The following is a 21,850-nucleotide window of genomic DNA, read 5'->3' as shown; positions in this document are numbered from 1 at the left end:
CCACGCGGCAATGCGGGAAGCGTCAGTCCGGGGCATGCACGCCCAGGCCGGACAGGATTTCGTCGTTGTGCTCGCCGATGCCCGGCAGCGGCATGCGCACGCCGGGCCGGCGTCCACCCATCAGCAGCGGCAGCAGTACCACATCGGTGGTGCCGCCGTCCTCGGTCTGCATCGGCACCAGGCCACCGCTTGCTCTCAGGTGCGGGTCATCGAGCAGTTGCTCCGGACGCATGATGGGCGCGTAAGGAATGCCCGCGGCTTCGAGCTTCGGCGCAAGCGCTTCCACGCGATGGTCCTTGAGAATCTCGCCAAGCCGCTCCAGCAAGGCCGGGCGTACCGCCACCCGCATCGCGTTAGTGGCCAGCGCCGGGTCGGCGGCCAGGTCGGGACGTTGCAGCACATCGCACAAGGTGTTGAACTGCTTGTCGCTGACGGCCCCGATGAACAGCTGCTCGCCTTCGGCCAGCGTGAACACGTCGTAGACGCTCCAGGCGGACACGCGCGACGGCATCGGCGGCGGCGGCTCGCGGGTCATCGAGAACTGCTGCATATGCTGGGACGACAGGAACACGCAATTCTCGAACAGCGCGCTCTGCACTTCCTGCCCCTTACCGGTGCGGTCGCGCTCCCGCAAGGCCGCCATCACGCCGATGGCGCCGAACATGCCGCCCATGATGTCGTTGACCGAGGTGCCGGCGCGCAGCGGGCGGCCCTTGGGCCCGGTCATGTAGGACAGGCCGCCCATCATCTGCACGACTTCGTCGAGCGCCAGGCGGTTTTCATAGGGACCGGGCAGGAAGCCCTTGTGCGAGACGTAGATCAGTCCGGGAAACCTGGCGGACAGCGTAGCGTAATCCAGCCCGCATTTCGCCATCAGCCCCGGGCGGAAGTTCTCCAGCAACACGTCGCACTGGCCAACCAGCTCCGCTGCCGTGGCCTGCCCTTGCGGGGTGGTGATATCGATGACCACGCTCTTCTTGTTGCGGTTGAACGAGCGGAAGAAGCCAATGCCGAGGCCGGGCAGGTTGCGGGTCTTGTCGCCACCGGGCGGCTCGACCTTGATGACTTCGGCGCCCAGGTCCGCGAGGATCATGCCGCAGGTCGGGCCCATCACCATATGGGTGAACTCCACCACGCGGACGCCGGCGAGCGGCAGGCAGGCGTGTTCAGCGGGCATGGTTCTCTCTCAGGCGGAAAGCCGCATCGGCAACCGACGCGGGAAATGTCTTGGGCAGGCCGGCGCGCCACAACGTGCCGTGCAGGGTTTCATTGGTCAGCCAGCCGGCCACGCGCTCGCGCAGCGCCAGCAGCCGGCCGATATCGATGCCGGTATCGAAGCCCATGCTGCCCAGCAGGTAGGCCAGGTCTTCAGTGGCGACATTGCCGCTGGCGCCGGGCGCGTGCGGGCAGCCGCCGATGCCGGCGAGACAGGCATCGAAGCGGGTCACCCCGGCTTCCAGCGCGGCATGGACGTTGGCCAGGCCAAGCCCGCGCGTGTCGTGGAAATGGCCGCACCAGAAGCGGTCGCCGGCCAGTGCCGTGGCGCGTTCGAACAGGCGGCGAACCATGCCGGGATCGGCGTAGCCCACCGTGTCGGCCAGGCTCACGCGATCGGCGCCCGCGTCCAGCAGGGCCTGCATCAGCCGCAGCACCTCCTCTGGATCCACATGGCCCTGGATCGTGCAGCCAAAGGCCGTGCCCACGCCACCTTCGATCAGCGTGCGGGAGCCGGCCGCGTCACGCTCGGCGCGGATCCTGGCGACCTCGGCCACGACTTCGTCGGGCGTCTTGCGCAGGTTGGCCAGGCTATGGGCATGGCTGGCGGACAGCGGCACCAGCATCAGGTCCGCGCCGCTGGCGATGGCGTTCTGCGCGCCCCGCAGGTTCGGCACCAGGACCGAGACGAACAGCCCCGGCAGCGATCTGGCAAAGTCCACAAGTTCCGCGGTATCGGCAAGTTGCGGCAGCAGCTTCGCCGGGACGAACGAGCCGACTTCGATCTCCCGCTGGCCCGCCGCGTAGGCCGCCTGGATCCACTCGCGCTTGGCGGAAGTCGGCAGGATGGTGGCGATGCTTTGCAGCCCGTCACGCAGCCCGACCTCGCGGATCACGGCCTGGCGCGGTGCCGATGGAATGTGCGTTGTCATTGGATCAGTGTCTCCTCGGAGGTTCGTGCTTTGATCTGGCCTATGCACTCTATGTTGTTCCGGCCCACGCCAGAAGCGGTAATCAAGAAGCACTAACATTCCGAATTGGAACATCTAAGCGGATCACGCCGATGCATCCCCAGGCCAGCGGCCCGCCGACTGCGGCGCCCCCGGTGCCGCCGCTTGCGTCCAGCCCGAGGAATTTCCGGTTGTGACAAAAAACGTTAAGATGACCGCGCTTGATTTCCAGATTGGAAATCCTCAAATCCTCCGTTGAAGGCTTTCGATGCGTGATCTAGACCTCACCTCCCTGCGCCTGTTTGCTGCGGTTTGCGAGACCCGCAACATGGCGCGCGCCGGCGAGCAGCAGCACATCGTGGCTTCGGCCATCAGCAAGCGGCTGGCGCAGCTGGAAGACACGGTGGGCGTCACGCTGTTCGAGCGGCGCCGGCGCGGCGTGATCCCGACCGCGGCGGGTGAGATCCTGCTGGAGCACGCTCGCGCCATGCTGGCCGCGGCCGATCGCGTGGAGCGCGACATGGCCGACTACGGGACCGGCATCAAGGGCCAAGTCCGCTTGCTGGCCACGGTATCGTGCATGGCCGAGTCGCTGCCCGACGATATCGCGAGCTTCCTGCAGGTGGCTGAGCATCGGGACATCCGCGTCACCGTCGAGGAAAGCCTCAGCCGCGACCTCGTCCGCTCATTGCGTGAGGGATCCGCACCGTTGGGTATCTGCTGGGATGCCGCAGATCTGGAAGGATTCCAGACCCGCCCCTATCGCAGCGATGCCCTGGCGGCCATCGTGCATCCCGAGCATCCGCTCGCTAGCCAGCCGGATTGCACGTTTGAGCAAACGCTGGAATTCGACCACATCGGGCTGCCCGGGCAGACGGCTGTGCACACCATGCTCGCGCGCGCCGCGGCCATCATCGGCAAGCCGATGGCGTACCGCGTGGTGGTTTCCTCGTTCGATGCGTCCCTGCGCTGCGTGCGCGCGCATCTGGGTCTTGCCATCGTGCCGCGCGAGGTGGTCGAGCCCATTTACGCCAGCGTTGGCGTACGGGTGATCCCGCTCACCGATAGCTGGGCGCAGCGCCGCTTTGCGATCTGCATGCGCGACGAGGCAAGCCTTTCGCCGGCGGCAAGGCTGCTGGTGGACTACCTGGAACAAAAGGCGGCAGGCTGAAGGCACGCCTGCGCGCGTCGCCCTGCGCAGTCGGCGCAGACCCGTTTCACGATGACAAGGCGTACAACAAACCGAGGGCCAGCAGGCATCCGGTCAGTTTCAGGTAGTACCCGCCACCGTGATGAGGTTGGCCTGTGCGTAGTGCATTGCGGCTGTGCGGCATCATGTTGCTCACCGGATCGGACAGCCCACAGGTTAAGAACTCGCCCATGCAAATGGCGTAGAAAGCTATCGCCCAGGCATAAACAGCCCGTAAATGTCCATCTGCTGCCGCATGATTCCCCACCTACAATGAATTGTCGGGCCGGGCCAGCTCGGACCTTCGCCTTGTTGCGGGCAGCCGCAGGCCACGGATGACGGTCCGGCAAAGGAGCATGATCGATGCGCTCGCCAGGGATATCCGGCCCGCGCCTGAGGCGCATTGCCGCCAGGGTTGCGGCTGGCATCATCGGCTTGATCGTCATCGGCCGCCTCACCGGCATGCTGGTTGACTGGCTGTGGTTTTCTTCCATTGGCTATGTCAACGTCTTCTGGACGGTCCTTGTCACCAAGGCGCTTCTGTTCGCCGCTGTCTTCGCTGCGTCGGCGGGCGCGATCTGGGTATCGGGATTGCTGGCGCACCGCTATGCGAGCCCGCCTGGCTCCTGGAAGGCGGAGGTCTTGAGCGAGCTGGTGGGCGAAGTCGCGCCGCACCTGCCCTGGCATGCCGCCATCGCCGGTGCCGCCGTCCTCCTGGGCCTGCTGCTCGCCACCAGCGAAATCCCGGACTGGGAGCTCGTGCTTCGCTACTTCAACCAGGTGCCCTTTGGCAAGGCCGATCCGATCTTTGGCAAGGACATCGGCTTCTATCTCTTCTCGCTGCCCGCCTATCTTGCGCTGAGGAACTGGCTGCTACTGCTGTTGTGCTGCGGCGCGGCGGCGACGGCCGCGGTGTACGGGATGCGCGGCGACATCGCCTGCATGCGCTCGCCGCGCGGGCTTTCACCTGCGGCCGCCGCCCACGGCTCGGCCCTGCTGGGCTTGTTCTTCCTGCTGCAGGCCTGGTCCTACTGGCTCGACCGCTTTCTGCTGCTCTATGGGGACAACGGCGTGGTGGTGGGTGCCAGCTATACCGATATCCATGTGGGGCTGCCAGCCCTGTGGCCGCTGATCGGCCTGGCCGGCGCGGCCCATGACGCGCCCGCGGCCGCGTCATGGGCCAATATGCGCTGGCGGGGCTATCGCATTCCTGCCGCCTCGGCGCTGGCCGTGTTCGGCAGCGCATTGGTGCTGGTGCTGATCTACCCGGCGCTGTTCCAGCGCTTCTATGTCAAGCCGAACGAACTGCAGCTGGAGACGCCCTATATCGCCCACAACATTGCGCTGACGCGCGACGCCTATGGCCTGGCGCAGATCGCGGTAAAGCCGTTTCCCGCCGAGCAGAACCTCGATCTCGCCGCGCTGCAGGCCAATCGCCCGACCATCGACAACATCCGCCTGTGGGATCTGCAGCCGTTGCGCGATACCTACGCGCAGTTGCAGGAGATCAGGACCTACTACAAATTCCTGGCGACAGACATCGACCGCTACCGGTTCGACGCCCGTTACCAGCAGGTGATGCTCTCGGCGCGGGAGCTGGAGCCGTCGCTGCTTCCCGCCAATGCCCAGACCTGGGTCAACCTGCATCTCCTGTTTACCCACGGCAATGGCGTCGTGATGTCGCCGGTCACGGAGAAATCCGCGGAAGGCCTGCCTACGCTTTACCTGAAGGATATTCCGCCTGTCTCCCGCGGCGGCCCGCCCATCGGTGAACCGCGCCTGTACTTTGGTGAAGGCGGCAAGGGCTATGTGATCGTCAACGGCAACGCGCCCGAATTCGATTACCCCAAGGGCGATGAGAACGTCTATGCGACCTACCACGGGCGCGACGGCGTCGCCATCGGCAGCATGGCGCTGCAGGCCCTCTTCGCCTGGCAATTCGACGATCCCAACATCCTGGTGACCAGCTACATCACGCCCGCGAGCCGGATCCTGCTCCATCGCAATATCCAGGACCGGGTGCGCACGATCGCCCCGTTCCTCAGCCTCGACCATGACCCCTACATCGTCGTGAGCGGCGGGCGGCTTTTCTGGATCCAGGATGCCTATACCACCAGCCGCTGGTTCCCATACTCCCAGCCGGGCACCGGTGACGGCGACAATTACATCCGCAACGCGGTCAAGGTGGTGATCGATGCGTACAACGGGACTGCCGACTTCTACATCAGCGATCCCGCCGATCCCGTCGTGCGGACGTACCAGCGCATTTTCCCGGGCCTGTTCAAGCCGCTGGGCGCGATGCCGCAAGACCTGCAGCAACATATTCGCTACCCCGAAGACCTGTTCCTGATCCAGGCGCAGGTCTACCGCGCCTATCACATGGAAACGCCGGAAGTCTTCTACAACCGCGAGGATCTCTGGCAGTTCCCGCGCAAACAGGCCGACATCGACGCCGGCACCGGCCCTGGCACCCCCATGACGCCCTACTACATGATCGTGCGGCTACCCGCGCAGCCGCGCGCCGAATTCGTGCTGATGCTGCCGATGGTGCCCAGCCAGCGCGAGAACATGATCGCGTGGCTGGCGGCGCGTTGCGATCCGCCTGACTACGGCAAGCTCGTCGTCTATGCCTTTCCCAAGGACAAGCTGGTCTATGGGCCATTCCAGATCGAGGCGCGCATCCAGCAAAACACCGAGATCTCGCAGCAGATTTCGCTGTGGAACCAGATGGGCTCGCGCGTCATCCGCGGCCACCTCCAGGTCGTGCCCATCGACAACTCGATTCTCTACGTCTCGCCGCTCTACTTGCGCGCGGAGTCCGGTCAGCTGCCCGAGCTGAAACGGGTGATCGCCGCCTATGGCGACCATGTGGTGATGGAGGAAACCTTGGGCGCGGCCCTGGCGGCGCTCTTCAAGGAAGCGGCCCCGCTGGCGGCCGCGCCCGGTGGCCCACCAGACGGCCGCGCCCGCGAGGCACTCGCCCACTATGACCGCGCCATGGAGCGATTGAAGGCGGGCGACTGGGGCGGCTTTGGCGCGGAACTCGATGCGCTGAAGCCACTGCTCGAAGCGCTCGGCGCCGGGCGCGCCGATACGCAGAAATGACGAACGATCATGCAAGCGACCGCGCCTGCCGCCGAGCCGGCGAAAAAGCCGACGCTCGCTTGCAACGGCTAGAATGATCGCCAACGACCGCCGCACATTGTTCGCTCGCCCTGGAGGAAGACCCATGAAAGCCTGGATCGCAATGGCCATTGGCGCGCTTGGCTGCGCCATGGCGTTCCTGGCGGGTCCGGCTTGCGCCGCGGACACGGCGACGCTGACCATTGCCGCCGGTGCGCAACAGCGCAGCTGGACGCTGGATGCGCTGCTGAAAGACCGCCGCCTGACCGACGTGACGGTGGACGACGACAACCTGAAACGCCGCCTGACGTTCAAGGCCATCCCCTTGGCCGCCCTGCTGCGCGGCATGCCGGTGACGGCCGACGCGAGCGCGACGACCGCGGCCAGCGATGGCTATGTCTCTCACCTGCCGACGCGCCTGTTGCTGGCCGATAGCGCCGACGAGCCGCGCGCCTGGCTGGCGGTGGAAAATCCTGCCGCGCCGTGGCCAACGCTCAAGGGCCAGGACATCGGGCCGTTCCGCCTGATCTGGACAGTGCCGGCGGGCCGCGCTGCTTCCCTTGTCAACGAGAGTCTCTGGACGTACGGCATCGTGCGCATCGACATCACCGCGCCGCCGGCGGAGCGCTTTGCGGCCATCCGGCCCGCCCCCGGCCTGCCGGCGGACGGCGCGGTCATGCGCGGCTTCGCGACGTTCCAGCGCGTTTGCTTCTCGTGCCACTCCCTCAACCGGGTCGGCGACGCGCACCTTGGCCCCGACCTGAATGTGCCGCACAGCGCGGTCGACTACCTGGGCGACGACAAGCTGGCCACGCTGATCCGCGACCCGCAATCGTTGCGCTGGTGGCCCAACGCGCGCATGTCGGCGATCGACGAGAAAACGCTGTCCGACGCGGATCTGAAGGACTTGCTGGCGTATCTGCATCATATGGCTGGACGCAAGGTGGCGGCGCCTGCCGCGGGTTCCTGACCCCCAGCCCTGATGCACCCGTGCCGGATGGCACGGTCCGGCATCCGGTTCAATTGGCGATGTGATAGGTGACCGAGTGCGCCTCGACCGGCGACACCAGCTATAAATTCACTCAGTTGCGAAATCGCGCGTTGCTCGTTTTCCACTTTTCCACACGACGTGCGCCCGGAACCGCCGCCAGATTGGCGCTTTGCAGCGTGGCACGGGCGGGCCGTGCGCGCCCGATCCCGGCATAATCCGCAAGAGATACCCAGACGAGCCGGCGCAGAACATGAACGACTGTCCCCGATGCGCTCACCCAGGGCTTGCCGCCTTCCTTGGCAAGGTTACCCATGACATTGCGGCCCCAATACCGATTGGGAAGCCGATCGGGAAGCCGATCGGGAAGTCACCGATCCTGCCGGCGATACTTCTGGCAGCCACACTGGCGCTCGGCCACAGCCGCGACGGCTGGGCGGCGCCCCAGGCCGAGCAACCCACGCTAAGCATCGAAGAGCGTCCGGCAGAGCCGCCCCAATTGTTCCCCCCGAATTACGATGAAGCGGTCACGGCGCTGATCCGTGCGTTTGACGTCGGCGCCATCCTTGCCGCTGGCCTGGACCAGGCCTTTGCCAGGCTGCCGGCGAAAATCGGGCCCATCCCCAAAGCGCGCTACGCGCAATGCACCCGCGCGAAGCTCTCGCCCGAGGTGGTCGAAGCAGCCGTGCGGCCCGCGCTAGCACCCGAGATCCAGGATGCAGGGCTGGCGATGCAGCTGGCGCGCTTGCTGGGCTCGCCGGTCGGGCGCAAGACCAGGGAGGCGGCGCTGTCGGGCAAGGAGTTGGCCGAGGCCGGCATTACGGGTGCCGACCGGCTCGAATTCAACCGCTTCATGGAGAACCCCGCGTTGAAGGCCTTCCTTGAGCAGGGCGGGCTGCGCCGGGTCAAGGATGCCGTGACCCGTGCAATCAGGGTGGAAAGCAAATCGGCCTCGGACGCTTGCGTCCGGGAACTGATGCCCCTGTATCGCCTCACCAACGAGCGCTCGGCCTGATCCCCCGCCGGCGCCCTGCGCGCCGTGAAATATCGTTACAGTTGAAATCCCCGGCAGTGCGATGGCATGGCTAGAGTCAGCTTATTGCGACTGCGAGATGAGGATCGACATGCAGCAAGGGAACGTCTACGCGCTGGGGCTTGGCGCATTTGTCCTGGCGCTCGCCCAGCCCGCATTGGCACGCGTTGATGTGGACCTGAACATCGGCGTGCCTGCGCCGGTGGTGGTGGCGCCGGCCTACCCCGCGCCCGTGTATCAGGCGCCGCCCGCCTATCCCGCACCCCCGCCGCCCGTGGCCTATCCTGCGCCGGCTCCGGTCTATGGGCCGCCTCCCGGGTATGTCGGGTATGGGCCGCCGGTGGTGGTGGCGCCGGCGGTGGTGATCGGGTGGCACGGCGAGCGCTACTGGGATGGACGGCGCTGGTGGGGCCGCCGCGACTGGTATGCCTACCATCACGCTTACCCGTACCGGCGCTAACGATCGGATCTCCGGGAGGCCTGCATCAGCCTGCATCACATGTGGCACATGTGATGCAGGCATTACCCGGGAGCAGCGCGGGAGTGGCGCGGATGCAACGGCCCGGACCGCATTTGATTAACGTTGATTACAAAGAAAAACCGCCCCGGCAAAGGGGCGGTTTTTCGTTCTGGCGTACTGCCGTCGTACTGCCGTGGTAATGCCGTGCCTCAGTGGCCCTTCGGGCCGAAGGTGTACTCCCCGTCCTGGTAATCCACCGCCACCACATCCTTGGCGGCGAACTTGCCTTCGAGGATGAGACGCGCCACCGGGTTCTCGATCTGCTGCTGGATCGCGCGCTTGAGCGGACGCGCCCCGAACACCGGATCGTAGCCAGCGCTGGCGATCTTGGCCAGCGCGGCTTCGCTCACCGCCAGCGTCATGTCCATGCGTGCCAGCCGCGCAGTCAGCCGCTCCAGCTGGATGCGGGCGATCGACTCGATATGCTGCTGGTCGAGCGAATGGAACACCACCACCTCGTCGATACGGTTCAGGAACTCGGGCCGGAAATGTGTCTTCACTTCCTGCCATACCGCGCCCTTGACCGCTTCGTGCGGCTCGCCGGTCATTGCCTGGATGATGTGCGATCCCAGGTTCGAGGTCATCACGATCACCGTGTTCTTGAAGTCCACCGTGCGGCCCTGGCCATCGGTCAGGCGGCCATCGTCCAGCACCTGCAGCAGCACGTTGAAGACGTCCGGGTGGGCCTTCTCGACTTCGTCGAGCAGGATCACGCTGTACGGCTTGCGGCGCACGGCCTCCGTCAGGTAACCGCCCTCTTCATAGCCCACGTATCCCGGCGGCGCGCCGATCAGCCGGCTCACGCTGTGCTTCTCCATGAACTCGCTCATGTCGATACGGATCAGGTGGTCCTGCGAATCGAACAGGAACTCGGCCAGCGCCTTGCACAGCTCGGTCTTGCCCACCCCGGTGGGGCCGAGGAACAGGAACGAGCCGTAGGGCTTGTTCTCGTCCGACAAGCCGGCACGCGAGCGGCGGATGGCGTCCGACACCAGGCGCACGGCCTCGTCCTGGCCTACCACGCGGCGGTGCAGGTAGTCCTCCATCTGGATCAGCTTCTCGCGCTCGCCCTGCATCATCCGGGACACCGGAATGCCGGTCGCGCGGCTCACCACTTCGGCGATCTCCTCGGCGCCCACCTGCGTGCGCAGCAGCTTGTTGGGCTGCTTCTGCTCGCTGGCTTCGGCGGCCGCGGCGGCCTTGAGCTTGCCTTCCAGTTCAGGCAGCTTGCCGTACTGCAGCTCCGCCACCTTGTCGAGCTTGCCTTCGCGCTGCAGGCGCGTGATCTCCAGGCGGATCTTGTCGATCTCTTCCTTGAGCGCGGCTGCGCCCTGGGCGGCACCCTTCTCGGCCTTCCAGATCTCTTCGAGGTCAGCGTATTCCTTCTCCAGGCGGCCGATTTCCTGCTCGATCAGTTCGAGCCGCTTCTTCGACGCCTCATCGGTTTCCCGCTTGACGGCCTCACGCTCGATCTTGAGCTGGATGGTGCGGCGCTCGAGCTTGTCCATCACCTCCGGCTTGGAGTCGATTTCCATCTTGATGCGCGCGCCGGCTTCGTCGATCAGGTCGATGGCCTTGTCGGGCAGGAAGCGGTCGGTGATATAGCGATGCGACAACTCCGCCGCCGCGACGATGGCCGGGTCGGTGATCTCCACGCCGTGGTGCAGCTCGTACTTCTCTTGCAAGCCGCGCAGGATGGCGATGGTGGCCTCCACGCTGGGTTCGTCGACCAGCACCTTCTGGAAGCGGCGCTCCAGCGCGGCGTCCTTCTCGATGTACTTGCGGTACTCGTCCAGCGTGGTGGCGCCGATGCAATGCAACTCACCGCGCGCGAGAGCCGGCTTGAGCATGTTGCCAGCGTCGATCGCGCCCTCGGCCTTGCCGGCGCCGACCATGGTGTGCAGTTCATCGATAAAGACGATGGTCTGCCCTTCGTCCTTGGCGATGTCCGACAGCACGGCCTTGAGCCGTTCCTCGAACTCGCCGCGGTACTTGGCGCCGGCCAGCAGCCCTGCCATGTCGAGCACCAGCACGCGCTTGCTCTTGAGGCTTTCCGGCACTTCGCCGTTGACGATGCGCTGGGCCAGACCTTCCACGATGGCGGTCTTGCCCACGCCCGGCTCGCCAATCAGCACGGGATTGTTCTTGGTGCGGCGCTGCAGGATCTGGATGGCGCGGCGGATTTCGTCGTCGCGGCCGATCACGGGGTCGAGCTTGCCGATACGGGCGCGCTCAGTGAGGTCCACGGTGTACTTTTTCAGCGCTTCGCGCTGGGTTTCGGCGTCGGCGCTGTTGACCGAATCGCCGCCACGCACGGCTTCGATGGCGGTCTCGAGCGATTTGCGCGAGAGGCCGTTTTCACGCGCGATGCGGCCGGCCTCACCCTTGTCATCGGCCACCGCGAGCAGGAACAGCTCGCTGGCAATGAACTGGTCGCCGCGCTTGATGGCCTCTTTCTCGGTGGCGTTGAACAGCGCGCCGAGTTCGCGCCCGACCTGGACCTCGCTGGTGCCTTGCACCTGCGGCAGGCGCTTGATGGCGGCATCCAGCGCGGTGGTCAGGCCGCCGACGTTGACGCCGGCGCGCGCCAGCAGCGCGCGGGCGGCGCCGTCATTCTGCGCCAGCAAGGCGCGCAGCACGTGCAGCGGGTCGATGTATTGGTTGTCGTTGCCGATCGCCAGGCTCTGGGCATCGGCCAGCGCTTCCTGGAATCGGGTGGTCAGTTTGTCAAGTCGCATTTAGGAGCCCTCTTTTTTCGGATGAGTGTCCTGATGCGGAAGGCGGGGCGCCTGCGCCCCGGCCTGCCGATCCCGCCACGCGGGCCGGACACTGGTGTCTGATCGAAAGATAAGGCTTTGCGCCTGCATTTCAAGGCCTGACTGCACGGCCCTTGATGTGGCGCAGGAAATACGTTGCGCTTTGCCCCCCGCGGTCTCAGGCGGCCTCCAGCGGCCGCTTGTCTTCCAGGTTGCGCACCAGCACCAGCGCCTCCCCGGCCAGCACCACCCGGCCATCGTCGCCTGTGACCACCGTCGCCAGGTTGACCAGGTCCTTGTCTGCGCGCAGGCGCACGATGCGCACCGATGCGCTCAGCAGCTCGCCCAGCCGCGCCGGCGAGCGCAGTCGCAGCGACTGCTTCATCCAGCCGGTGCCACGGCCCGGCAAGCGGGTGCCCAGCAGATCCGAGAACATGCCGGCCAGCAACGGCAGCGGCACGATGGTGCCCTCGAAGCCACGGCTGTGGGCGAACACCGGGTCGGTATAGAAGGCATTGCCATCGTCGGTCAACGACACGTATTCATCGATATCGCCCGCGCTGAAGCTGCGTACCGCCGAAGCCTCCTGGCCCACGCTCAGGTGATAGAGCGTACGGTCGCCGGCCGGCTGCCCCGCAAGGTGCCCGGCCGATTGCGCAACTTCGCCGGCATCCTGGCGCTGGGCCTCGGCCAGCGATTGCGCGCTGGCATCGACCAGCAGCACCGCGTCGCCTTGTGCCGTAATCTGCTCATCGGTAACGGCCATGCGGTTGCGGCCGCGCTGCACGCAGCGCACCGAAGTGTCCAGCGCGATCCGGTCCCGCCCGGGCGTTTCGTTCAACACCAGCACGGCGGCCACACCGTCGCCGACAAAGGTGGGGCGCGGGAACATCAGCGTTTGCGCGATGGGCAGCACCGGCCGGGGGTTGCTGCGCTGCATCTGCGCGCACAGCAGCGAGAACAGGAACATGCCATGCGCGACCGTGGCGCCAAAATGCGTCGTGCGGGCAAACGCCGGATCGCAGTGGATGGGATTGTCATCGCGCGAGAGCGAGGCGAAGCGGTCGAAATCTTCTTGCGTCAGAACGCGTGGGCGGGATGCCTTCATCAGTTGGGTACCTCTACGGTGCTGCCGTTGACCGTGATCCGGTCCGCATCAGCGGGCGTTGCGGCGAACGGCGGCAGATTGGTGGGCAAGATGGTGGGTGCCGGCGACGCGGTGCCGCCGCGCGCAACCGTGCGCACTACCTGCGAGGGTGGCAGCGCGCGGCCGTTGGCGAGGTTGTCGTAGACCGCGTCGAGCGCCCGGTTCAGGTAGACGTGGAGCGGGATGAAGCGGTTGTCGTAGCCCGCTACCGCGCCGATGAAACTGTCGAAATGCTGGCCATTGGTGACTTCCATGTAGGACAGCTGGCTGGCGCTGCCCTCCTGGAGCCGGTTGTAGCCGAGATACGGCCGCGACGTGTGGTTGACCGGCAGCAGCGCATCGCTGCGGCCATGCACGATGACGGCGGGCTTGCCGTGCAGGTTGCCCGAGCGCAGCGTCTGGGCCAGGCCCGCTTGCAGCGCCTGGGCCTGCGCGCCGGTGCCGGTGAGCAGCCCGCGCAGGCAGCGCGCGCCGTCGAGGTTGGCGTCGGCCACATTGTTGCTTGGCGACTGGGAGTAGATGTCGCGCAGCGGGCCGCCGGGATTGTTGTCGTTGATCAGCTGCACGCCGGCCGCCGGCGGCACGCCATTGCCAGTCGCGTACAGCACGTTGAGCGTAGCCGGCGCAATCGCCGCCGGCGTCAGGACCGCCGTGCCGGTCGCGGCAAAGCTCAAGCCGCACAAGCGATCCGCCACGCCGGCCCGCGCGAGCGCGTTGGCAAAGGTCACCGAGACCGCATTGGCCACCTCGAACAGGGCCAGCGACGGATGGAGCGCATCGGATTCGGCTTCCCAGCCAAAGGCGTGCAGCGCCTGCAGCGCGCTGGCGGCCTGACTGGCGGCATCCGGCCCCGTCACCAGGCCCGCGTTGGCCAGCGACTGGCAACGGTTGAGCGCCGGCTGCGCCAGCCCGACGGTGGGCAGCGCGTAGAGCGCCACACCCGGCGCATTCACCAGCGCGGTCGCCTGCGAGGTGCACAGCTGCAGCAAGTTGGCCGTGGTGGTGTAGTCATACAGCGGGCGCCCGGACAGGCTCACCGGCACGCCGCCGCGGGTGACGGTGACACCCGTGTTGCTGGGCAGGTTGAGGTTCGGCTCGGCCACCGCCACGCCGTCGATCAGGCCCTGGGTGTCCTGTTCCGCCGCCGCAATCGCCGCGCCGCCGCCGTTGGACACGCTGGACGCGATCACCACGACCTTGTCCGGGCCCACGCTGCGCTGGCGCGTGCCATCGGTGGCCACGTTGCCAAAGCGGTCGTTGATGGCCCAGATGGCGAAACTGGCGGCCTGCAGCGTGAACGTGCCCCAGTCCTTCTCGGGGTTGCGCTGCGAGTGCGCGTGCTTGAACGCCAGCCGGTGCGGCGCCAGCGCATTGAACGCGGCCAGGCTGGTGTTGGGAAACGGCGCGGCAAACTGCGCGTTGGCGCCGGCCGCGGCGCGGCTGGCGCGGGTGCCGTCGATCAGCGCAACAGTGTCGGTGTCCAGGTCGTGCGGCGCGGCGCCGGTGCCTTTGTCCGTGTAAGCGACGGCGCAGCCGCGCTTGAGTGCCCATTCGCCGGTGGAGATCGCGCCATAGACGCCGCGCGAGCCGGACGATGTGGCGGTGATCAGGCACGGCTTGGCCACATTGAAGCTGTCGGGGATCTGCACCAGCATGGTTACGTTCTGCTGGCCGCTGCCATCGTCGGAGAAAGCCAGGTACTCGCGCCCCGCGACCTTGCCCTGCCCCGTCGTGATGCTGCCTTGCGCGTCCACATTGGGGCCGTACAGCGAGCCATAGCCACCGCCTGCCGTGGTGTCCACCAGCGCGCGGTAGTTGGTGTAGATGGCGTAGCGGCGCAGCTCGGCCGCGGTGGGCGCGGCCGGGTTCAGCGGCAACGGCGCGGTAGCGGAGCCCAGGCCGTCCTTGCCGAGGCCAGCGGTGAGCAGGTCGTCCGTGTTGCCGTCGTAGGTCTTGATCGTGACCGTGCCGATATTGGCCGGCTTGGTATTGGGATTGGTGTTGCCGCTGCTGGTGTTGTTATCGCTCGAACCGCACGCCGCCAGCAACAAGCCCGCCGCCCCGGCCAGCGCCAGGCGCGCCCCGTATCCGGTCAAACCGCTGTGCCCTGCAAGTCCGCGCAACATGTTGTGCCCCCTTGTTGCATGCCGGCCCGGCATGCTGGATCGATCGGAACGCAATACAGAAACGACAGAAACGAGAATCTCACGAGACCAACACTGCATGACTTCACACTGCGCGCCGCCCTCACTGCGACTGGAAGCGCGCGCGCAGCTTGTGCTTTTCCACCTTGCCCGACGGCGTGCGCGGCAGCGCCTCGATCATCCGCACGTGGCGCGGCACCTTGTAGCTTGCCAGCGCGGCGCGGCAATGCGCGAGCACGCCTTCGGCATCGAGCGCCATGCCGGGCTTTGCCACCACCAGCGCCATGCCGACCTCGCCCCAGCGCGCATCGGGCACGCCGATGACGGCGGCCTCGGACACGGCAGCAAGCTGAAACAGCACATTCTCCACTTCGGCCGGGTAGACGTTCTCACCGCCTGAGATAAACATGTCCTTGGCGCGGTCGACGATGTAGTAGTCGCCCTCCTCATCCATGTACGCGATGTCGCCCGAGTACAGCCAGCCGCCACGGATGGCGGCGCCGGTGGCCTGCGGCAGGTTCCAGTAGCCGGGCGTGACGCCCGGCCCCTTGATCAGCAGCTCGCCACGCTCGCCCGGCGCCACGTCGCGGCCCTGCGGATCCACCACCCGCGTCAGCATGGAGCCGACCGGCTTGCCGATGGTGCCGATCTTGCGGCGCGCCGTGGCTTCGTCGCACACGAACACAGTTGGCCCGGTCTCGGTCATGCCAAAGCCGAAGCAGATCGTCACGCCCTTGGCCAGGTAGGCTTCCAGCAGGGGCCGCGGCACCGCGGAGCCGCCCGCGGACATATTGCGCACACGGGAAAAATTCGCCGCCGCGAAGCCGGCATGCTGGCTCAGGAACAGGTAGACCGCGGGCACGGCGAAGAACATGGTGATGCCCTCCCCGGCGCTGGCATCAAGCTTGCGCAACGTCACCTCGGCGTCGAACTGCCGCATGATGTGCACAGTGCCGCCCGCATGCAGCACGGGATTGGCGTACAGGTTCAGCCCGCCGGTATGGAAGAACGGCAGCACGTTCAGGAACACGTCGTCGCGCGTGATCTTGTTGGCCAGCATGGCGTTGACGGCGTTGAAGAACACCATGCCGTAGGTCTGGATCACGCCCTTGGGGCGTCCCGTGGTGCCCGAGGTGTAAAGCAGGTGCCAGACCTCGTGCTCGTCGCGGCACGGCATCTCGATGACGCGCCCGGAGCTACCCGCCAACATCGCTTCGTACTCGGTCCAGCCGCCCGGCACGTCCGCGCTCTCGTCGTCGGCCAGGTGCAATACCGCGCGCAGCGGCAAGGTGTCGGCAAGCGCGGCGGCGGTGGCAAGAAAGCCATCACCGGCCACCAGCACGTCGGGCGAGCAATCGCGCAGGATCGGCAGCAGCTCCGCGGCCGCCAGCCGCCAGTTCAGGCAGACCATCACCATGCCGGCCTTGGCGCAGCCATAGAGCATCTCGAAATAGTCCGAGCTGTTGTGGGCCAGCACGGCCACGCGGGCCCCGGGCGCCAGCCCCAAGCGCTCGCCCAGGTATTCCGCGAAGCGGCTGGCGCGCTCGTCGAACTGCCGGTAGGTCACCGTGCGGCCGCTCTCCACGTCGACCAGGGCGACTTTGTCCGGCGTATGCAGGGCATTCTTGTGCAGCCAGTCGACTACGTACATGGTCCGGGATCTCCGCTCGTGGATGTTCTTGTTATCTTGCTAGCCTTTTATTGCATGCAGATCTACGACGCCACCTCGTGCTCGGCGCGATCGCCGCGCAGCCGCCCGACGATGCCTTGCGGGAAGTAATACACGCTGAGGATAAACAACAGGCCGAGCCACAGCAGCCAGCGGTCCGGATGCAGCAGCCCCGACAGCAGCGGGATCGCCGCGGTGGCATCGCTCGCCAGCTTCATCACGTCCTGCAGGTAGGTCTGCGCCACCAGGAACAGCGTGGTGCCGATCAGCGCGCCGTACAGCGTGCCCATGCCACCGATCACCACGATCAGCAGGATGTCGACCATGATCTCGAAGGACAACGAGGTATCCGGGCCGTTGTAGCGCAGCCAGAGCGCCATCAGCACCCCGGCCAGCGTGGCAAACCCGGCCGACAGCACGGTGGACACGGTACGGTACACCACGGTGCGGTAGCCAATGGCCTCGGCCCGGAAATCGTTCTCGCGGATCGCCTGCAGCACCCGGCCGAACGGCGAGTTCACCACGCGCAGCAGCAACAGGAACAACACCAGCGCGCTCGCGAACACGAAGTAATACGAAAACAGCTTGCCGTTGAGCGGCACGCCAAGCCATTCGGCGTCGCCCAGCGAAAAGCCCGGCGCGAACACCTCCGGCACCTTGAAGCTGATGCCATCCTCGCCGCCGGTCCACTCGGAGAGCTGCGACACCAGCGTGGCAAAGGCGGTGGCCACCGCCAGCGTGATCATGGCAAAGAAGATCGCCCTGACCCGCAGCGAAAACAGCCCGATCAGGAAAGCCAGCAGCATCGACACCAGCAGCGCGCCCAGCGTGCCGAGCGCCAGCGCGCCCCACCCCGGCTCCAGCCGTGACATGGCGATCGCCACGCCATAGCCGCCGATGCCGAAAAACATGGTGTGGGCAAAGGAGACGATGCCGGTATAGCCGAGCAACAGGTCGTAGCTGGCCACCAGCACCACGAAGATGCAGATCTTGGCCGCCATATTGAGCGCGCGCGCACCGGGAAACAGGAAGGGCGCGCACGCCAGCGCCAGCAGCATGGCCACCAGGATCACGGTCAGCACGCGGCTTCGTGGCAGGTCGCCGGAAAGCAGTCGGGTCATGGTTTTTTCCTGGGCGCTCAGCGCTTGGCTACCGGGTAAAGGCCCTGCGGACGCCACAGCAGGATCATCACCATCAGCAGGATGTTCGAGAACAGCGCCACCTTGGGAAACAGGAAGCCGGTGTAGTTGGCCATCAGGCCGACCAGCAAGGCGCCGACAAAGCAGCCGGTGGTGGAGCCAAGCCCGCCGATGATGATCACGATAAAGATCAGCACATTGACCTGGGCACCGATGGACGCGGTAATGTTCTGCTGGTACAGCCCCCACAGCACGCCGCCCATGCCGGCCAGCCCCGCCCCCACCACGAACACGCCGATGAACAAGAGCCGGATGCGGTAGCCGAGCGACTCCACCATCTCGCGGTTCTCCACGCCGGCCCGGATCAGCAGGCCGATGCGCGTGCGGTTGAGCACCAGCACCATGGAGATAAAAATAACCAGTCCGAGCACCACGGCGATAAGCCGGTACTTCTCGATGGCCGCGTCGCCCAGCAGCACCGCGCCGCGGAAGGTGGTGGGCACCTGCAGCGCGATGGTCTCGGCCCCCCAGATCGCCTTGATCAGCTGCTCGGCCACGATCATGCCGCCCATGGTGATCAGGATCTGCTTGAGGTGCTGGCCGTAGACCGGGCGCACCACGATGCGCTCGAACAGGAAACCGATGACGCCCGCCGCCGCCATCGCCGCCAGGATGGCCAGGCCAAACACCGCCAGGTTGAGCCACAGGCTGTCTGCCTCGACCCAGGCGCCCAGCGGCAGCAGCACGGATGCCGCCACATAGGCTCCCAACGCGATAAACGCGCCGTGTCCAAAGTTGAGCACGTCCATCAGCCCAAACACGAGCGTCAGGCCCGACGACACCACGAACACGATCATGCCCATGGCAAGGCCGGCGATGGTCAGCGTAAGCCAGGTCGAACCGCTGCCGATCAGGGGATAGGCCAGCAGCATCAGCAGCGGCGCCAGCGCCAGCGGGGTCCAGTCGAGCCGGACCTTGGGCAGATTGGCCGGTGTCGCCGGGTTGGTGGGTAAGGAGCTTGTACTCGCCATTGTCTCGGTCCTGACGATATCTTGTTATGTGTCTTGTCTGCCTTGTCTTGCTGGCCACAACCGGTGACGCGCTACTGGTGCGCCGCCAGCGACAAACCGAGCAGCCGCTGCTGCAGGCTCTCGTCGCCCGCCAGCGCCGCCATCGTTCCCGTATGCACCACGCGCCCGTCATCCATCACGGCAACGGCGTCCCCCACCGACTTCGCCATGTGGAAGTTCTGCTCCACCAGCAGGATCGCTACGTCCGTCTGCTTGAGCTCGCGGAACACCGTGATCATGTTCTGGATGATGGCCGGCGCCAGGCCCTTGGTCGGCTCGTCCACGATCAGCAGCCTGCGCGGCTCGATGATGGCGCGCGCCACCGACAGCATCTGCTTCTGCCCGCCGGACAGCACGCCGGCACGCTGGTGCCAGAAGATCTTCAGCGCGGGGAACATGCGGAACACCCAGTCAAGCCGCTGCCCGTCGATCGCGCCGCTGCGCGCGGCCAGCCGCATGTTCTCGGCCACCGTCAGCTCGGAGAACACGCTCATGTTCTCCGGCACATAGGCGATGCCGGCCTGCGCGATGGCAGGCGTGCCGCGGCGCGTGATGTCGGCCCCGTCGAACACGATCCGCCCTTCGCTCGCCTGCCACAGGTTCATGATGGTGCGCAGCGTGGTGGTCTTGCCCGCGCCGTTGCGCCCCAGCAGCATGGTCACGCCGCCGCGCGGCACGGCAAAGCTCACGCCGTGCAGGATATGATACGGCCCGATATGCGTCTGCACGCCGTCCAGGCTCAGGATGGGTGCTGCAGTTAATGCGGGTGCTGCGGGTGCTGCGGGTGCTGCGGGTGCTGCCGGTGCTTCAGCCATGACTGCCCTCCTGCTGCGCGCTCTCGTCGCCGGCGGCGATGCCCAGGTACGCCTGCTGCACGATCGGCGAGGCGATCACCTCGGCCGGATCGCCGTCGGCCATCAGGTTACCGTTATGCAGCACGATGATGCGGTCGGCCAGCGAGCGCACCACATCCATCTTGTGTTCCACCAGCAGCACCGTCTTGCTCTTGTCGCGCTTGATCTCCTGGATCAGGCCAAGGATCACCGGCACCTCGTCCACGCTCATGCCGGCGGTCGGCTCGTCGAACATGAAGATGCGCGGCTGCAGCGCCAGCAGGATGCCCACCTCCAGCTTGCGCTGGTCGCCGTGCGGCAAAGAGGCCACCGGCAGGTGGCGCTTGTCGGCCAGGGCCACCCGTTCCAGACAGTCCTCGGCCTGCTCGCGGACCGCGCGGTTTGCGCTCCACACGCTCCACAGATCCAGCCCGATGCGCCGGCGCGACTGCACCGCCAGGCGCACGTTCTCGAACACCGACAGATTGGGAAACAGGCTGGTCAGCTGGAAGGCGCGGCCAATGCCGCGCAGCGCCTTGTGCGGCACCGGCAGACGCGTCACGTCCTCGCCGCCGAGCAGGATCTGCCCGGCGCTGGGCGGCAACTGGCCCGAGATCAGGTTGAAGTACGTGGTCTTGCCAGCCCCGTTGGGGCCGACGATGCAGGTCAGCTCGCCGGGACGAAACGCGCAGGAGACCGCATTGACCGCCACGTGCCCGCCAAAGCGGATGGTGAGGTCTCGCGTCTCGAGCGCGGGCGGCCCTGCCACCGCCCGCGAGAGCGCTGCCGTTGTATCGATGGAAGCGGCGCCCACTGTCATCACCGCCTGTTGCGGATCGGCACGTTCATTTCCTCCGGCTTGATCTCGCGGACCAGCTCGGGCACCCCCCAGGCGAACGCAGGATCGACCTTGATCTTGAAGTGGTACATCGACTGCAGCGCCTGGTGGTCTTCCTTGCGGAAGGTCATCTTGCCCTTGGGCGTCTCGAACGACATGCCCTCCATCGCGCCGATCAGCTTCTCGGTGTTGGTGTCGCCATTGGTCTTCTTGAGCGCTTCGACCAGCGCGATGCCAGCCGTCATGCCGCCCGCGGTGAAGAAATCGGGCGGCGACTTGAACTTGGTGTAATGGTTGGACACCAGCCACTCGTTGGCCTTGTTCTTGGGAATGCCGAAGTAGTAATACGTCGCGCCTTCCATGCCGGGGAAGTTCTTGTAGTTGCTCATGGCGGGCAGGATATTGCCGCCGGTGGCGATCTCGATGCCGTAGCGCTTGGGATCGAGGTCGGCAATCTTGAACGGGTTGCCGGCGCCCGCCCAGATGATGAAGATGATCTTGCGGCCCGGCTTGTCCTTGAGCGAATCAAACAAGCGCTGCGCCCCGGCGGTAAAGTCCGTGGTGTTGGTCGGCAGGTATTCCTCGTGCACGATCCTGGCGTTCTTGAGCGCGCCCTTGAAGGCCTTCACGCCGTCACGGCCAAAGGCGTAGTCCTGCGCCAGGGTGGCGATCTGCACGCCGGGCTTGTCCAGCGCCACGGCGTTGGAGATGGCGTCCTGCGACGAATTGCGGCCGGTGCGGAAGATGTAGCGGTTCCACTTCTCGCCGGTGATGGAATCCGCCACGGCGGGCTCGACCAACAGGATCTTCTTGTACTCCTCAGCCACCGGCAGCATCGCCAGCGCCGTGCCGGAGGACGTCGGCCCCACGGCGATATCCGCGCGATCATCACTATACGCCGCGGCAAGCTGGGCCTTGGCCACGTCGGGCTTGCCCTGGGCGTCCTTCTCCATCACCACCAGCTTGTTGCCGTTGACCATCATGGTGCCGTTGGTGGCGTAATCCAGCCCCATCATCAGCCCGGTCTGGGTCTGCTTAGCGTAGGCCTCGAGCGCCCCGGTCTTGTCATAGACGTGGGCGATGCGGATGTCCTTGGCAAGGGCGCCGCCGGCGGCCAGCAGGCTGGCCAGTGCGATGGCGCCAGCGGCTCGGTGCTTGAATTGCATTCTTGTCTCCTCTGAGGGTGTCGCTTGTCGTTGCAAGTGCGGATCCTGCCTGCTTGGTGCTGTTTCGCTT

Annotated in this window: 17 protein-coding genes; 5 read left to right on the top strand and 12 right to left on the bottom strand. The window is 66.2% G+C overall.

Annotated elements, in window-relative coordinates:
* Positions 1-22: 22 nt before the first annotated feature.
* Both AC1RWI_RS14200 and AC1RWI_RS14195 read right to left on the bottom strand, forming a co-directional pair.
* Complete coding sequence (locus tag AC1RWI_RS14200) at positions 23-1,177, bottom strand: CaiB/BaiF CoA transferase family protein (protein WP_492867055.1); 1,155 nt, start codon at positions 1,175-1,177, stop codon at positions 23-25.
* On the bottom strand, positions 1,167-2,147 hold the full coding sequence (locus AC1RWI_RS14195; RefSeq protein ID WP_492867053.1) for a hydroxymethylglutaryl-CoA lyase: 981 nt from the start codon (positions 2,145-2,147) through the stop codon (positions 1,167-1,169). Before AC1RWI_RS14195 ends, AC1RWI_RS14200 begins: the two co-directional genes overlap by 11 nt.
* Before the next feature lie 286 nt (positions 2,148-2,433).
* Here AC1RWI_RS14195 and AC1RWI_RS14190 point away from each other — a divergent pair, with 286 nt between their 5' ends.
* The 3 genes from AC1RWI_RS14190 (at position 2,434) to AC1RWI_RS14180 (ending at position 7,447) form a co-directional block, all read left to right on the top strand.
* Positions 2,434-3,336, top strand: a complete 903-nt coding sequence (locus tag AC1RWI_RS14190) for a LysR family transcriptional regulator (RefSeq protein WP_043347175.1) — start codon at positions 2,434-2,436, stop codon at positions 3,334-3,336.
* A gap of 381 nt (positions 3,337-3,717) precedes the next feature.
* Positions 3,718-6,459, top strand: coding sequence for a UPF0182 family membrane protein (locus AC1RWI_RS14185; protein WP_492867051.1), 2,742 nt, complete (start codon positions 3,718-3,720; stop codon positions 6,457-6,459).
* A 124-nt stretch (positions 6,460-6,583) separates the two neighbouring features.
* The gene (locus AC1RWI_RS14180; protein ID WP_492867049.1) at positions 6,584-7,447 is read left to right on the top strand and encodes a cytochrome c; all 864 of its coding nucleotides are present in this window, start codon (positions 6,584-6,586) and stop codon (positions 7,445-7,447) included.
* Positions 7,448-7,559: 112 nt separating this feature from the next.
* Here the strand turns inward: AC1RWI_RS14180 and AC1RWI_RS14175 are convergent, their stop codons facing one another.
* Complete coding sequence (locus tag AC1RWI_RS14175; protein ID WP_492867047.1) at positions 7,560-7,781, bottom strand: hypothetical protein; 222 nt, start codon at positions 7,779-7,781, stop codon at positions 7,560-7,562.
* Positions 7,782-7,964: 183 nt separating this feature from the next.
* On the opposite strand from AC1RWI_RS14175, the gene AC1RWI_RS14170 reads away from it, so the two are divergent.
* Positions 7,965-8,480: a hypothetical protein gene (locus tag AC1RWI_RS14170; protein WP_492867045.1), complete on the top strand. Its 516-nt coding sequence runs from the start codon at positions 7,965-7,967 to the stop codon at positions 8,478-8,480.
* 109 nt (positions 8,481-8,589) lie between these two features.
* Positions 8,590-8,958, top strand: a complete 369-nt coding sequence (locus tag AC1RWI_RS14165; protein ID WP_492867043.1) for a hypothetical protein — start codon at positions 8,590-8,592, stop codon at positions 8,956-8,958.
* 209 nt (positions 8,959-9,167) lie between these two features.
* Here AC1RWI_RS14165 and clpB read toward each other — a convergent pair whose 3' ends face one another.
* The 9 genes from clpB to AC1RWI_RS14120 all read right to left on the bottom strand — a co-directional run bounded on the left by clpB (position 9,168) and on the right by AC1RWI_RS14120 (position 21,780).
* A complete protein-coding gene (gene clpB, locus AC1RWI_RS14160) occupies positions 9,168-11,756 on the bottom strand; it encodes an ATP-dependent chaperone ClpB (RefSeq protein WP_492867041.1) in 2,589 nt (862 codons plus the stop codon).
* A gap of 196 nt (positions 11,757-11,952) precedes the next feature.
* A complete protein-coding gene (locus AC1RWI_RS14155; RefSeq protein ID WP_043347185.1) occupies positions 11,953-12,882 on the bottom strand; it encodes a MaoC/PaaZ C-terminal domain-containing protein in 930 nt (309 codons plus the stop codon).
* Positions 12,882-15,047 (bottom strand): 3-hydroxybutyrate oligomer hydrolase family protein, encoded by a 2,166-nt coding sequence (locus AC1RWI_RS14150; RefSeq protein WP_492867038.1) that lies wholly within the window; start codon positions 15,045-15,047, stop codon positions 12,882-12,884. Before AC1RWI_RS14150 ends, AC1RWI_RS14155 begins: the two co-directional genes overlap by 1 nt.
* Before the next feature lie 121 nt (positions 15,048-15,168).
* A complete protein-coding gene (locus AC1RWI_RS14145) occupies positions 15,169-16,716 on the bottom strand; it encodes an acyl-CoA synthetase (RefSeq protein ID WP_492867036.1) in 1,548 nt (515 codons plus the stop codon).
* Between the two features lie 62 nt (positions 16,717-16,778).
* Entirely contained in the window at positions 16,779-17,855 is a 1,077-nt protein-coding gene (locus AC1RWI_RS14140) for a branched-chain amino acid ABC transporter permease (RefSeq protein WP_492867034.1), read from the bottom strand.
* A gap of 17 nt (positions 17,856-17,872) precedes the next feature.
* Positions 17,873-18,904, bottom strand: a complete 1,032-nt coding sequence (locus AC1RWI_RS14135) for a branched-chain amino acid ABC transporter permease (RefSeq protein WP_492867032.1) — start codon at positions 18,902-18,904, stop codon at positions 17,873-17,875.
* 71 nt (positions 18,905-18,975) lie between these two features.
* On the bottom strand, positions 18,976-19,758 hold the full coding sequence (locus AC1RWI_RS14130; RefSeq protein WP_492867030.1) for an ABC transporter ATP-binding protein: 783 nt from the start codon (positions 19,756-19,758) through the stop codon (positions 18,976-18,978).
* A complete protein-coding gene (locus AC1RWI_RS14125; protein ID WP_492867028.1) occupies positions 19,751-20,596 on the bottom strand; it encodes an ABC transporter ATP-binding protein in 846 nt (281 codons plus the stop codon). Before AC1RWI_RS14125 ends, AC1RWI_RS14130 begins: the two co-directional genes overlap by 8 nt.
* Positions 20,596-21,780 carry a substrate-binding domain-containing protein gene (locus AC1RWI_RS14120; protein ID WP_492867026.1) on the bottom strand — a complete coding sequence of 395 codons (1,185 nt, stop codon included), beginning with the start codon at positions 21,778-21,780 and terminating at the stop codon, positions 20,596-20,598. Before AC1RWI_RS14120 ends, AC1RWI_RS14125 begins: the two co-directional genes overlap by 1 nt.
* Positions 21,781-21,850 lie beyond the last annotated feature (70 nt).

Source organism: Cupriavidus sp. MPR-AND1C (assembly GCF_058809705.1).
Note: the sequence above shows the minus strand (reverse complement) of the source record. Positions and strands in the feature narration are given on the sequence as shown.